At 51.1% G+C, this 13,406-nt stretch carries 11 protein-coding genes; 3 read left to right on the top strand and 8 right to left on the bottom strand.

The genetic code is table 11. The features are described 5' to 3' along the window. Positions 1-18 precede the first annotated feature (18 nt). Positions 19-888, bottom strand: coding sequence for an ATPase (locus tag L1I42_RS10100; RefSeq protein ID WP_236114403.1), 870 nt, complete (start codon positions 886-888; stop codon positions 19-21). A 258-nt stretch (positions 889-1,146) separates the two neighbouring features. Between L1I42_RS10100 and L1I42_RS10095 the strand changes: the two genes are divergently transcribed. From L1I42_RS10095 to L1I42_RS10085, 3 genes are read left to right on the top strand one after another with little or no spacing between them, the layout of a single operon-like run. Beyond that, the gene (locus L1I42_RS10095) at positions 1,147-2,520 is read left to right on the top strand and encodes a flagellar hook protein FlgE (RefSeq protein WP_236114402.1); all 1,374 of its coding nucleotides are present in this window, start codon (positions 1,147-1,149) and stop codon (positions 2,518-2,520) included. Positions 2,521-2,578: 58 nt separating this feature from the next. Further along, a complete protein-coding gene (gene flgK / locus L1I42_RS10090; protein WP_236114401.1) occupies positions 2,579-4,432 on the top strand; it encodes a flagellar hook-associated protein FlgK in 1,854 nt (617 codons plus the stop codon). An 11-nt stretch (positions 4,433-4,443) separates the two neighbouring features. Beyond that, entirely contained in the window at positions 4,444-5,943 is a 1,500-nt protein-coding gene (locus L1I42_RS10085) for a flagellin N-terminal helical domain-containing protein (RefSeq protein ID WP_236114400.1), read from the top strand. Between the two features lie 62 nt (positions 5,944-6,005). Here the strand turns inward: L1I42_RS10085 and flaF are convergent, their stop codons facing one another. From flaF to L1I42_RS10050, 7 genes are all read right to left on the bottom strand, one after another. After that, the gene (flaF, locus tag L1I42_RS10080) at positions 6,006-6,392 is read right to left on the bottom strand and encodes a flagellar biosynthesis regulator FlaF (RefSeq protein WP_236114399.1); all 387 of its coding nucleotides are present in this window, start codon (positions 6,390-6,392) and stop codon (positions 6,006-6,008) included. Further along, positions 6,358-6,786 (bottom strand): flagellar biosynthesis repressor FlbT, encoded by a 429-nt coding sequence (gene flbT / locus L1I42_RS10075; protein WP_236114398.1) that lies wholly within the window; start codon positions 6,784-6,786, stop codon positions 6,358-6,360. Before flbT ends, flaF begins: the two co-directional genes overlap by 35 nt. 41 nt (positions 6,787-6,827) lie before the next feature. Next, positions 6,828-7,937: a flagellin N-terminal helical domain-containing protein gene (locus L1I42_RS10070; RefSeq protein WP_236114397.1), complete on the bottom strand. Its 1,110-nt coding sequence runs from the start codon at positions 7,935-7,937 to the stop codon at positions 6,828-6,830. 244 nt (positions 7,938-8,181) lie between these two features. Continuing rightward, the gene (locus L1I42_RS10065; RefSeq protein ID WP_439651492.1) at positions 8,182-9,288 is read right to left on the bottom strand and encodes a flagellin N-terminal helical domain-containing protein; all 1,107 of its coding nucleotides are present in this window, start codon (positions 9,286-9,288) and stop codon (positions 8,182-8,184) included. Positions 9,289-9,481: 193 nt separating this feature from the next. Continuing rightward, on the bottom strand, positions 9,482-10,636 hold the full coding sequence (locus L1I42_RS10060; protein ID WP_236114395.1) for a flagellin: 1,155 nt from the start codon (positions 10,634-10,636) through the stop codon (positions 9,482-9,484). A gap of 175 nt (positions 10,637-10,811) precedes the next feature. Next, entirely contained in the window at positions 10,812-11,918 is a 1,107-nt protein-coding gene (locus L1I42_RS10055) for a flagellin N-terminal helical domain-containing protein (RefSeq protein WP_236114394.1), read from the bottom strand. A 146-nt stretch (positions 11,919-12,064) separates the two neighbouring features. Then, the gene (locus tag L1I42_RS10050) at positions 12,065-13,174 is read right to left on the bottom strand and encodes a flagellin N-terminal helical domain-containing protein (RefSeq protein WP_236115040.1); all 1,110 of its coding nucleotides are present in this window, start codon (positions 13,172-13,174) and stop codon (positions 12,065-12,067) included. Positions 13,175-13,406 lie beyond the last annotated feature (232 nt).

The raw sequence follows: 13,406 nt of genomic DNA, 5'->3' as shown, positions 1-13,406 counted from the left end.
GCGGTAATGAGAGATTGTTCAAGCTTTGTTGCGACGGGCGATGGCATCCGCCATCATCGCGTCGAAATCAGCTTCGTCTCGCATGGTCGCCAAATCCGCGGCTTCAATGATGTAGCCGTGTTGATCAGCGATTTGCTGATAAAGGGGAAGGCGGTGGCGCAAGAGAGAGGAAAAGCCCCACACCATAAAGGCGTCTGGGTCAACGTCTTTATCGTGGGTAATCTTATTCTCTTGCTTGAATTGGGCCCATTTCCGGTCGAGCAGATCGGGGGCATAATACATTGGCTTGGGCGCTTTTTTAAACCGGGCGATGAGCTTTTCCTCATCTTCTTCCGTGCCGCGAATATAGAGCACTGCCGATGACCCGGTTACCGCTTCCAAAACCGGGTCATTTGGATTTTCGAGGTCAACTACCTCACAGAATGAGCCTGAGCTGTCAGCAATAAAATGATCATAATCATAGATACGCTTGGCGCGGTCGATGAAATAGGGGGTGTCCAGCATGGCCGAGATTTCGGCCTGACGGTGCTGGGCCTGACGGCGCTTATATTCTTCAAACGGGATGCCGCCCAGTTCAGGATTGCCCGGCTTGCCCAAATAGGTGGAGAGCGGCGAGAGATTGTTGAAGGTGATGTTTGAGCCAATATAGATGCTGTCTGTGCGCAGCAATTTGGCCAGAAACGGGTCCTTCATCGCGATCTGTTTGAAATTGTCGACAATATGCTCGCCCATATAGCGGGTGCCAATGCGATAATCGACGGAGTAGTGGAACCAGTTCTGATCGCGCAAATTGTTGGCGAAATGGGTTTTGCCCACGCCAGACATGCCAAATGCAGTGATGCACTTGCGCGGCATTTTCAAAAACTCTTCTGGCGTTTCAAAAATCATGGCTCGGTTCCTGTGTTCCAAAGGCGTCTTAGCGGGTTTCGCGCTGTCTCTCAAGTCACCGATGGCTTTGACAGTTCGGCAATTTTGGCGTGGATGGGCAAAAATTGCCCCTATGCTGGCAAAAGATTCCGTGTCTTGGTCTTATAGTGAGGGTGGTTCGTATAAAAGATTAATGAAGTCAAGGGCTTAAAAGTTGGCACTCCTTTTGCATTACTTTGGGTGGATTTCGGTGTCCGCATCGACAGTAAGGAGAAACAAATGGGTATCTATGGGGCGCTTTCGACGGCTGTAACTGGGCTTCAGGCTCAGTCTTTCGCGTTGGAACATATCTCTGGCAATATCGCCAACTCGCAAACAACGGCCTATAAACGGATTGAAACGGACTTTGTGGATTTGATCCCGGATGCACCAGTGCCGCGTCAAGTTGCTGGGGCGGTGATGGCACAATCCCGTGCAACCAACGATATACAGGGCGATGTGACCACCGCGGGTCGCAACACTTATATGGCGATCAATGGCGACGGCTTCTTCGTGGTGGAGCAAAAGATCGGCACCAATGATGGCAACGCAGTTTTTGGCGGTACAGACTTTTACACAAGACGCGGCGATTTTGACGTCGATAAAGAGGGCTATCTGGTTAATGGATCAAACGCTTTTCTGAAAGGCTTGCCCATTGATACAGTGACCGGCAACGTTGCTGGTTCCGTGCCTGAAGTGATCCAGTTGGACAATGCGTTTTTGCCCGCGCAACGGACCGGGGTGTTCAACTATCAATTGAACTTGCCGCAATTGCCCAAGAATGCTGGTTATGATCCGGTAAACGTCAACTCTGAGCTATTGGACTCGGCTGATTACACCGCCGACCCAACCACTGGCGGTGGCGGCGTTGTTACTGCCAACGAGAGCGATAAGTTTTTGCAAGACTCAATCGCAGGTGGCGCAATAACTGTTTATGCGGAAAATGGTGCTCCGGCCAACGTGCAGTTGCGCTGGGCGAAAACCGACAGTTATGCCAATGGCGGCGCTGACACGTGGAACCTGTTCTACCAAGTGGATGGAGATGCCACAGGCACTGACCCACAATGGCAGAATGTGGGCACGGATTATGTGTTTGGCACAAACGGCTCACTTTCGCCTTCCATTTCCTCAGTGAACCTAACTGGCCTGACGATTGATGGGATCTCTATTGGCGATGTGATCTTGCAGCATGGCAGCAATGGCGTGACCCAGTTTGCGGATGCGAACGGCACGACCGAAGTAACCAAATTGTCGCAAAATGGTTATCCTGCCGGTGAATTTGTCTCTGTTGAGGTGAGCCGGGAAGGCCGGATTGTGGCCAACTATTCTAACGGCAAAAAGGTGGAAATCGCGCAGGTGGTAACCGCCAACTTCAACTCGGTCAATGAACTCAAGCGCTATGATGGCGGGCTTTATTCGGCAACTTCAGAATCGGGCACGCCCATTTTGGATATTGACGGGCAGGTCACCGGCGCAGCGCTGGAACAGTCAAATACTGACATATCAGAAGAATTCACCAAGTTGATTGTGACGCAGCAGGCTTATGCGGCGGGGACACGGATCGTGACCAGTTCGGATGAGATGTTGCAAGAAGCGCTGAACATGGTTCGGTAGTTGGACTTTTGGGGCGGTTTTGCGCCGCCCCTTATTTTGATGCACTAAAGGGTGACCTATGGGCCTTTCTGTTACATTGAGTAATGCTTTATCGGGGATGGATGTTAACCAGCGCAGCCTGGACATCGTTTCGCGTAACGTTGCCAATGCGGGCACGCCTGGCTATCACCGACAAAGTGTTGAACTGGTTGACGGCTTTCGCGGATCAAGTGCCAGCGTGCATGTCGCCAAAATTCAACGGGCCTATGTGCAGGCGTTGGAAACCCAGACCCAACGCGAAACCAGCCTTATGGGTGCGTTGGATGTACGTGCCGAATATATGGGGCGATTAGAGTTGCTGTTGGGAAAGCCGGGTGACATCAACTCGATGGACACACAGCTGTCCAATTTAAAGAGTGCGCTGGAAACGCTAGCCACCAGCCCGGAAGATTTTGTGGGTCGTGCCGATGTGGTGGATCGCGCCCAGACCATGGCAGAGTCATTGAACTTTCTCTCCCGCTCCGTGCAGGGCATGCGGCAGGAAACAGAAAGCCAGATGACAGTTCATGTGGCCAACCTCAACCAGGATCTGGCAACTCTGGCCAAGATCAACCAAGAGTTGATGGACACCACCAAGGTCGACGACACACGGCTGGGCATTTTGGATGAACGGGATCGATTGCTTGCTGAGATGAGCGAGTTGGTCGATATTCATGTCCAATATAACGATAATGGCACAATCAATGTTGCCACAAAGACAGGCATTGGCCTGTTGGATGGCGAGAAGTTTTCCACCTTCCAGTTTGAAAATGCCGGCAGTCTGTCGCCAACCTCGCTATATAATGTCGATCCAGTTGAAAGCGGTGTCGGCAGCTTAAAAATTGTTACCCCGGCCAACCTTGGGATTGACGTGGTTGCGCATGATGTTTTGACCTCGGGGCGGCTTTCCGCCCTGTTGGACCTGCGCGACAACCGGTTGGTGACCGCACAGGACCAGCTGGATGAAATTGCGGCAGGGCTAGCGCAAGCCATGTCCACGATTGATACAGATGGAACAGCTGTGTCAGCGGCTGGCGCCGAGGGGCTTGAGGCCGATCTAAGCAATATGTTGCCGGGCAACAGCTTTACTGTGACTTATGAGGTGGGCGGCGCGCAACAAAAGGTCCGGGTTGTGAGGGTGGATGATGCCTCCAAGCTGCCAATGGACTCTACCGATGAAAACGGTTTGCGCACCATTGGGCTGGATTTTTCAGGTGGCATTGGCGCGGTTGCGTCTAGTCTCGACAGCGCTTTGGGGGCGGCGGTAACCGTTTCAAATCCGTCAGGCAGCGTGTTGCGCATTATGGATGATGGGGCGTCAAACACCTCTGATATCCACTCCATGCTGGTTCAAACCACGGCGACCGGCACCCAGAACCAGGGGCTGGGGATGTCACTGTTTGTTGATAGTTCAGGCGCGTTCACCAACTCGCTTGACGGCACGCCGCAAAAGCGCGGCTTTGCTCTGCGCATTGGTGTCAATCAAGATGTGGTGGCCGATAATACATTGTTGGTGAAGCACTCTACCTCACCGGCCACGCCAATTGGTGATGCGGATCGACCCAATTATTTGATCGACCGGCTCGGCTCCATGACCTTCCGGGCTGAAAGTGCCGCGCAAGGGCAAGGGGCGTTTCGTCTGAATGGCAATGTGGAGGAGATTGTCCGCCAAACACTCAACTATCAGGGCAATGAGATTTCCACGACCAAACAAGCGCATGCGCATCAGGGCAAGTTGATTGAGACGCTGGAAATGCGGGCAGAAGATGCCTACGGCGTAGATATCGACAAGGAAATGGGCAAGCTTTTGCAACTGCAAAATGCCTATTCGGCAAATGCGCGGGTGATGACCATCGTGCAAGAGCTGCTCGACCGTTTGATGCAAGCCTTTTAAGGGATTGAGAGATGATCGTAAATAACTCGCTATTCCCCGCAAAATTCAGCTTCCGCGCCATTTCAGATATGCGCGATCAGCTGGACAAGCTAAACCAGCAATTGGCCACCGGCCAGCGGGCGCAATCACTTTCCGAGTTGGGCGCTGATCGCGTTGTGGATATGACGTTACGTGCCCGTATAGCATCGTTGGGAACCTATCAGCAAAATCTGGACAATGTGGATGTTCGACTGAACTATCTAGATGATGTGATGAAGCGGATCGACGAGATTGAGGACAACACACGCTCATCTGCACAACAGGGATCGTTTGAGATCAATGGCGTGAACATGACCGCCGCACAATATTTGGCAGAAAACCGGATGAAAGAGGTGGTCGACCTGCTCAACGCAGATTTGAACGGGCGACATCTTTTGGCCGGCAATGCGACGGAAAATGATCCGGTGCCCAGTTATGATGCCCTGATGAATGGCGCTGATGGCAAAGACGGGTTTCGCACGATAATGTCCCAGCGTCGTGATGCGGACTTGGGTGCATCCGGACAAGGACGGATGACCAATGGCGTTGTCGGGTCCACTGTTTCCATTGCCGAAGATGGTGCCCATCCGTTCGGGTTTAAGCTAGACAGTTTGTCGTCGGATGGCAGTTCGACCACTCTAACCGGTCCTAGCGGCGCACCGGGCAGCGCCAGCATAGAATTCACCAGCCAGCCAGCAGATAATGAGCGGATTATGATCGGGCTGGATTTGCCCGATGGGACCACATTTACACTTGAACTTAAAGCCGTAGCGGGCGCGCCTCAAAGTCCAAACGAGTTTCAGATTGGCGGCTCAACAGCCGATACAGCGGCCTATATGCAGGCGGCGCTAAACGAGCGCCTTGGTTATTACGCAGATACAAAACTGTCGGCAGCTTCGGCCTATGCGGCGGCGGAGGACTTTTTCAATTCCAATGGCGAGCCAGCCATGCGGGTGGATGGGCCTCCCTATGACAGCGCAACCGCACTAGTAGCTGCTACAGATGCAGATACGGTGATCTGGTATCAGGGCGAAAGTGCCACAAACCCGCGTCTGACATCGCGGGCGCGTGTGGATGAAAGTACGCGGGTGAATTATGGCGTACAGGCCAACGAAAAGGGATTTGCGACATTAATGCAATCACTTGCAGTTTTCGCGGCCGAAGGATTTCCAGCATCTGACCCGAATTCAAGCGCGCGTTATGAGGCGATGAACAGTGTGGTGCGGCAGAGATTGGCGGAGACCAATAATTCTCAGAAGGGGTCTATTGAGGTTGTGCAAATGGAGTTAGGCCTGGCCAAGACCTCAGCGGCCCGCGTCGCAGAGCGGCATGGTCAGCAAAAGGCGACACTGGAATCGATGCTCAGTGAAATTGAATCGGTTTCAATGGAAGAGGTCGCCGTGCAGATCATGCAGCTTAAAACCCGCATGGAAGCGAGCTATCAGACCACTTCGATCGTCAACCAGCTCTCCATGGTCAACTATATGCGATAAGTCGCGTATCGACGGTATCTAGGGAGAAATTCAATAGGATAGGGCGCCGCTGGCGCCCATTTTTATTGTGCGGGAGTAGGTTGCGCTTCGTTTTCTTTCGCCTGCTGTGTCCGCAGACCAGCAGCCAATTCTTTGTTGATATTGATCAAAACATCCAACTTGCGGGCTTCCGGGTTCGCAAGGGTGGCAATTGTGTGGTTCATGACAAAAATGCCCAGATTGGCCACATTCTGTTTGATCAATGTGGGCAAAGGATTGTCATCACCGGTGACCGACGTCATAAACACCGTCCACAATTTGCGATTATAGGTGAGGGCACCATCCAGCTCGGACTTTTTGCCCTCCCAATCATCACGAATGCGCTGCAATTGCGCTGCGGATTTGGACAGCAAAGAAGCTTCCAGTTCGCGTGGACTAGCTGTTTTCTTGGCTGTTTGTTGGTACGCCAAAGCCGCCTGTTGTTGCATCGCCGATCAGCTCCCGTTCGTATTCGATCAGTTTTTTAGCCTTCTTCAGAGCTTTATAAAGTGAACCGGTTAATATCTCATTATTAATTTCATCGACAATTGGAGTCATAGAAGGAGCGGCTTTTACTAAATCATTGACAAGACTGAAATATTCCTCTTGCACTTTATCAACGTCATCATCCAGATACATTAATTGCACAGCAAAATAGACTCGCTTTGCGGGCGAGGATGCATCCTCGATGCGCATAATGTCTTTTTCGCGCAGAATCGGTGATCTGCCAGAGACATAGAGCCGGGTGCGTTGATCGGAATTGGTGATGACACAATCACCGACGATCAGCCGTTCCTTCGGCTTTAGTTCAACTTTTAGGGCCATGTCGTCCTCATGATGTTACGCAGAACTATGCTCTGCCAAACCTATTGGAAGAGTCTCAATACGTTCTGGTCTGCCTGGGATGCCATGGACAGGGCTGTCGATGACAATTGCTGCCGTGTTTGCAAGGCCAGCAGGTTTGCGCCCTCTTCGTTGGTATCCGCCAGTGTCAGTTTATCCGCACCCGTCGCCAATGTCGAAATCATTTGTTTGGTGAAATTGGTGCGGTTTTCGACCACGGTCATGTTGGTGCCAAAAGTGGACGCCTGGTCGCGCAGCAGATTTAAGGCTTCCGTTATGCTGTTCAGCACCGCATTGACGGAGGTTTCTGTATCAAAGCTACCTTGGACATAGCCGTTGCCGGTGACCGTGGCCATATCAGAAGTTGTGTCCGTGTCATCCAGGGTGAAGTTGCCGGCTGCGGTCGTGATGGTGACCGTTGTACCGTCTGTTGAGGCCGATACATCTGGAATTGCATCCAGGGCGTTGATGATGTCAGTCGCCGTAGTGGTGGCACCATAGTCTATTGTGTAGGTGTCAGTGCCGATTGTAAGGGTCAACTGATCTCCAGCCTCGCGCCCGGCAATCAAATTGGCCTCGGTAACTGTGGCGGTGGAGGATGAGCCCACGGTGACGTCATCCAAGCCAAGGAAGCCGGAAGTGTCTGTTAAATCAACAGCTTGAATGATGAGTTTTGAGGTGCTGTCTTCGTTGAAGGTGACTTGTAGATCATTGCCAGCGCCGGCCAACAGGTTCTTGCCATTATAGCCTGAATCTTTGGCGAGATCCTCGATCTGCTGCAATAGGCTATTATATTCGCTGGCAAACACGCGACGATCGGCGATTTTGTTCGTTTGATTGGCCTGATTGGCCTTGGCTTTTGCCGCTTCCACTAAATTTACAATATTGGTGATGCCGTTGTCGGCGGCTTTGAGGGTTTGTACGCCTTGGCCCATTGAATCAAGCAGGCTGCCTAAGTCGTTGGCGCGGCTGTTTAATCCCTGCGCGGTGAAAAATGAATTTGGATTGTCCAGTGCCGAATTGACCTTCAGGCCCGTGGCCAGACGGTTTTGCGTGCGGCCCATCATGTCAGCAGTACGCTGCAGCGATAAGAGATTTTGGCGAACTGATTGTGAAAGTGTGATGTCGGTCATCGCAAACCATCCTTCCTGGAAGTGTTAATAAAGTTTTGCCACGATTCTTCGTGACAATGAATTGTTAACCTTACTGAAAGGTTAACGCGGATTAACAGAATGGTTCAAATCGGGTCATTATGGGCGATTATCCACAAAACGGGCGGAAAAAATTGCCGACTGGATTTAGACATAAAAAAAGACGTCGAGAATATCGACGCCTTTTTTTGAAGAAATAGCTCTATGAGCCAGGGCGTGTTGAGTCTTATCCGAAGAGACGCAACACTGCTTGGTCGGCCTGAGAGGCGAAGGAGAGGGAGGTTGAAGCCAATTGCTGCCGCGTCTGCAAGGCCAGCAAGTTTGCACCTTCCTCGTTGGTGTCGGCCAAGGTCAATTTGCCCGCGCCTTCTTCCAGCGTATTGATCAAACGCTTGGTAAAATTCTGACGGTTTTCAACCACTGTCAGATTTGTACCAAATGTTGAGGCCTGAGAACGCAGGGTGTTCAATGCTGTATTCAGCGATGCAAGTGACGTGTTCACGCTGGTGTCAGTGTCGAACGAACCTTGCGCATAGCCTGAACCGGTTTGTGTGGCCAAGTCAGCGGTTGTGTTACTGTCGTCGATAACGATGTCGCCGTTCTCGGACGTGATACTGATGGTCGTGCCATCAGTAGAGGCGGTCACACCGTCAATCGCGTTCAGCGCGGTGATGACATCTTCAGCTGTAGTGCCTGCGCCGTAGTCGATTGTTGCTACGGTAGAGCCGCCGACCTGCACATCCAATGTATCGCCCGCTTCATCGCCTGCTTCCAGCGCAGATTCCGTGATGCTCAAGGTGCCGCTGGTGCCCACAGTCAAGTCTGCCAACCCAAGAGCGCCAGAAGTGTCGGTGTAATCGACCGCGCTGATTGTGACGGATGATGTGCCGTCCTCATTGAACGTAACTTGCAGATCATTCCCGGCGCCTGCCAAAAGGTTTTTACCTTTGTAGCCCGCGTCTTTGGCGAGATCTTCGATTTGGCCCAGCAGATCGTTATATTCCTGTGCGAAGCGACGACGATCAGCAACTTTGTTGGATTGTAGCGCCTGGTTGGCTTTACCTTTGGCGGCTTCAACAAGCTTGGTGATCGCCTGGATACCGTCATCGGCAGCTTTAAGGGTTTGAACGCCTTGTCCCATATCATCCAACAACCCACCTAGATCTGAAGCGCGGTTGTTCAACGCAGAGGCGGTGAAGAAAGAGTTTGGGTTATCAAGGGCTGAGTTTACTTTAAGACCTGTTGCCAAACGATTCTGCGTTTTTGACATCAAGTCTGCTGTGCCTTGCAGTGAAAGGAGGTTTTGCCGCACTGCAGCGGACAAGTGGATCATTGTCAAAGTTCTATTCCTTCATGGTTTCTAAGGCCCGATTCTGGGGCACTTTCAATCATGCTGGAACATGGTTAATTGAAACTTAATGGCCGTTGCAAAATGCGGTTTTTGTTGCAAAGTGCGAAAAATCATTTGGGCATTAAAAAAGGCGAACCGAAGTCCGCCTTGTGAATAGCATATATATTTCAGTATTTTAGAAGAGTCGGAGAACGTTCTGATCCGCTTGGGAGGCGAAGGAGAGGGAGGTTGACGACAATTGCTGGCGCGTTTGCAAGGCCAACAGATTTGCACCTTCCTCGTTGGTGTCTGCCAATGTCAGCTTGCCTGCACCTTCTTCCAACGTGTTGATCAAGGATTTTGTGAAGCTTTGGCGATTCTCAACGACGGTAAGATTGGTGCCAAATGTGGAGGCTTGTGAGCGCAATGTGTTGAGGGCGGTGTTCAGCTTATCTAATGCTGCGTTGATTTGCGCATCAGTTTCGAAGCCACTTGTGCTTCCTGCGACGAAGTTTGAAGATGTCGTCTTTGGCAGATCATCCGTCGTAACAGAATCGTCTATTGAGACGTTGCCCTCGGTGTAGGACACCGTTAGTGAGCCTGTCATCATGCCGGGTGTAAAAGTAGCAGACAAGCCGGGGACACCTGCTGTATTGATCTCATTTGCAATATATTCAGAGAAACTGGTGCCACCGGGACCGGGGTCACCAGCCGCAATCAAGGTGTTTCCATCACCATCCTCAATAATAAAGGTGTCACCGGTATTCATATTATTGGCTAGATCGGCATCACTGATGGTAAATGAGCCGGGGGTGTTGGCAGATACGCCTTCGATATCAGCCAGCCCTAAAGATGATGCCACATCGGTATAGTCAACTGCCCCAATGCCAAGCTTGCTCGTCCCGTCCTCATTGAACACAACGTCCAAATCATTGCCAGTGCCCGCAAGCAAATTCTTGCCGTTATAGCCTGCATCTTTGGCGAGTTGTTCTATTTGGCCGAGCAATTCGTTATATTCAGTCGCAAATTTTGCCCGGTCGGCTGTGCTGGATGATTGCAGCGCCTGATTGGCTTTGCCTTTGGCTGCCTCGACCAGTTTGGTGATCGTTTTGATGCCCTCATCGGCCGCTTTGAGCGTTTGGATCGACTGGCCCATATCATCAAGCAGATTGCCCAGATCGCTCGAGCGATCATTGAGCGCGGATGCCGTGAAGAACGAGCTAGGATTGTCCATAGCAGAATTCACCTTCAAGCCGGTGGCGAGGCGATTTTGCGTTTTGGACATCATGTCTGCGGTGGATTGGAGCGACAGGAGATTTTGCCGGACCGCCGAGGAAAGCTGGATGTTCATAAACTAACTTCTGGTTTGCACAATTGTCCATCCTGGACAAATTACCATTAGCAAATGGGCGGTTAATCAAAAGTTAATGCTGCGGTAAGGGGTTGAAAAATTTCAAAAAAATGGGCGGTGCATGATCCGCACACCGCCCATTGCGATAAAGTACGCAATACTAAATTCTTTATCCTTAGAACAAACGCAACACGTTCTGATCGGCCTGTGAGGCGAAGGAAAGTGAAGTCGAGGAGAGCTGTTGACGTGTTTGCAACGCCAGCAAGTTCGCGCCTTCTTCGTTGGTGTCTGCAAGGGTGAGCTTGCCTGCACCTTCTTCCAAAGTGTTGATCAAACGAGTGGTAAAATTCTGGCGGTTTTCAACAACAGTCAGGTTTGTACCGAATGTTGAAGCTTGAGACCGCAAGGTGTTCAACGCTGTGTTCAACGATGTTAGTGAATCGTTGATGCTTGAATCTGTGTCAAACGAACCTTGAGCATAGCCTGAACCAGTTTGGGTAGCCAGGTCAGCAGTTGTGTTGCTGTCGTCGATGGTGATGTCACCATTTTCGGATGTGATGCTGACTGTGGTGCCGTCGGTTGAAGCTGTTACGCCGTCAATCGCGTTCAACGCTGTTACAACGTCTTCTGTTGTTGTGCCCGTGCCATAGTCAATGGTTGCTACGGTCGAGCCGCCAACCTGAACATCCAATGTGTCACCGGCTTCGTCACCGCCTTCCAGAGCGGATTCGGTGATCGACAATGTGCCGTTTGTGCCCACAGTCAAATCTGATAGGCCAAGCGCACCAGAGGTGTCGGTATAGTCTACAGCTGATACACTCAGGTTTGAGGTGCCATCTTCATTGAACACGACTGACAAATCGTTGCCCGTGCCCGCCAAAAGGTTCTTGCCAGAATAGCCAGCATCTTTTGCCAAATCTTCAATTTGCGACAGGAGTTCGTTGTACTCGCCCGCAAATTTACGACGGTCGGCAGTCGATGATGATTGCAAGGCCTGATTGGCTTTACCTTTAGCAGCTTCCACCAATTTGGTGATGGACTGAATACCTTCGTCCGCCGCTTTGAGGGTCTGCACAGACTGCCCCATATCGTCCAACAGGTTGGTGAGGTCACCAGCGCGGTTGTTCAAGGATGAGGCGGTGAAGAAAGAACCGGGATTGTCAAGGGCCGAGTTAACCTTGAGACCAGTGGCAAGACGGTTCTGCGTTTTAGACATGAGATCAGCAGTGTTTTGCAATGACAGTAGGTTCTGCCGCACGGCTGAAGAGAGTTGAATACTCATATAACTTCCTTTTCTAGGTACTGATATTCCTTCCTGGAACAGCTAGAAAATGAATGAATATGCCTAATGAACCATTAATGCTGAAAATCGAATATAAAAAAGGCGGGCCGAAGCCCGCCTTTCCAAATGATAAGTGTTGGCCTTGACTACAGCAAGCGCAATACGTTCTGGTCGGCCTGCGATGCAAAAGACAATGATGTTGATGCAAGTGTCTGACGTGTTTGCAATGCCAGCAAGTTCGCGCCTTCTTCGTTCGTGTCAGCCAATGTCAGCTTGCCTGAACCTTCTTGCAATGTATTGATCATTGACTTGGTGAAATCCTGGCGGTTTTCAACAACGGTCAAATTTGTACCGAATGTTGAAGCTTGCGACCGCAAGGTGCCCAGCGCGCTGGTCAAGCTGTCCAAAGTGGAGTTGATGGATGCATCAGTGTCAAATGAACCTTGAGCATATCCTGAACCAGTTTGGGTGGCCAAATCAGCAGTTGTGTTGCTGTCGTCGATGGTGATGTCACCATTTTCGGATGTGATGCTAACTGTGGTGCCGTCGGTTGAAGCTGTTACGCCGTCAATCGCGTTCAATGCCGTTACAACGTCTTCTGTTGTTGTGCCCGTGCCATAGTCAATGGTTGCTACGGTCGAGCCGCCAACCTGAACATCCAATGTGTCACCGGCTTCGTCACCGCCTTCCAGAGCGGATTCGGTGATTGACAATGTGCCGTTTGTGCCTACGGTCAAATCTGAAAGACCAAGAGAGCCGGATGTGTCGGTATAGTCTACCGCAGAGATGTCCAACTTAGATGTACCATCTTCGTTAAACACCACTGACAAATCGTTGCCTGTACCCGCCAACAGGTTCTTACCTGAGTAGCCAGAGTCTTTGGCCAATGTTTCGATTTGGTTGAGCAGTTCGTTATATTCGCCGGCAAATTTACGACGGTCAGCTGTAGAAGATGACTGCAGCGCTTGGTTCGCCTTCGCCTTTGCCGCTTCTGCGAGCTTGGTGATGGCTTGGATACCTTCATCCGCGGCTTTCAATGTTTGAACGGCCTGGCCTTGGTCATCCAACAAAGATGACAGGTCTGATGCACGAGAGTTCAAGGATTGAGCGGTGAAGAATGAACCTGGGTTGTCCAACGCAGAGTTCACTTTCAAGCCAGTTGAAAGGCGGTTCTGCGTTTTGCTGAGCATGTCAGCCGTGCCCTGAAGGGCGGTAAGGTTCTGACGGACAGCTGATGATAGTTGAATAGCCATGATACTAAATACTCCATTCTGGCTTTACCAACGGGCCTTTCTGGCCCGCGCTTTCGATTGAAAAGTTTCAGTCAATTCTTTGACCGCCACTTCCCGCGATATCCCTCTTAAACCATCGATCAAGTGAACTAACTCTTAATCGCACAGGGCGAGGAACTCCTATGGTAAATCGCTGTTTAACTGGCATGGTTAACAGCGATTTTACAGATACTTAGCCCTTAATTGATTGCAACTG

It is taken from the genome of Maritalea mediterranea, assembly GCF_021568695.1.
Taxonomy (GTDB): domain Bacteria; phylum Pseudomonadota; class Alphaproteobacteria; order Rhizobiales; family Devosiaceae; genus Maritalea; species Maritalea mediterranea.
The sequence above is the reverse complement of the archived record's forward strand: the minus strand, read 5'-3'. Positions and strand labels throughout refer to the sequence as shown.

What these genes read in the sequence shown, in the direction of transcription:
- L1I42_RS10055 (WP_236114394.1), bottom strand. Translation starts at nt 11,918, where the DNA reads ATGAGTATTCAACTCTCTTCAGCCGTGCGGCAGAACCTACTGTCATTG.
- L1I42_RS10100 (WP_236114403.1), bottom strand. Translation starts at nt 888, where the DNA reads ATGATTTTTGAAACGCCAGAAGAGTTTTTGAAAATGCCGCGCAAGTGC.
- L1I42_RS10070 (WP_236114397.1), bottom strand. Translation starts at nt 7,937, where the DNA reads ATGACCGACATCACACTTTCACAATCAGTTCGCCAAAATCTCTTATCG.
- L1I42_RS10085 (WP_236114400.1), top strand. Translation starts at nt 4,444, where the DNA reads ATGATCGTAAATAACTCGCTATTCCCCGCAAAATTCAGCTTCCGCGCC.
- L1I42_RS10060 (WP_236114395.1), bottom strand. Translation starts at nt 10,636, where the DNA reads ATGAACATCCAGCTTTCCTCGGCGGTCCGGCAAAATCTCCTGTCGCTC.
- flbT (WP_236114398.1), bottom strand. Translation starts at nt 6,786, where the DNA reads ATGGCCCTAAAAGTTGAACTAAAGCCGAAGGAACGGCTGATCGTCGGT.
- L1I42_RS10095 (WP_236114402.1), top strand. Translation starts at nt 1,147, where the DNA reads ATGGGTATCTATGGGGCGCTTTCGACGGCTGTAACTGGGCTTCAGGCT.
- flgK (WP_236114401.1), top strand. Translation starts at nt 2,579, where the DNA reads ATGGGCCTTTCTGTTACATTGAGTAATGCTTTATCGGGGATGGATGTT.
- L1I42_RS10065 (WP_439651492.1), bottom strand. Translation starts at nt 9,288, where the DNA reads ATGATCCACTTGTCCGCTGCAGTGCGGCAAAACCTCCTTTCACTGCAA.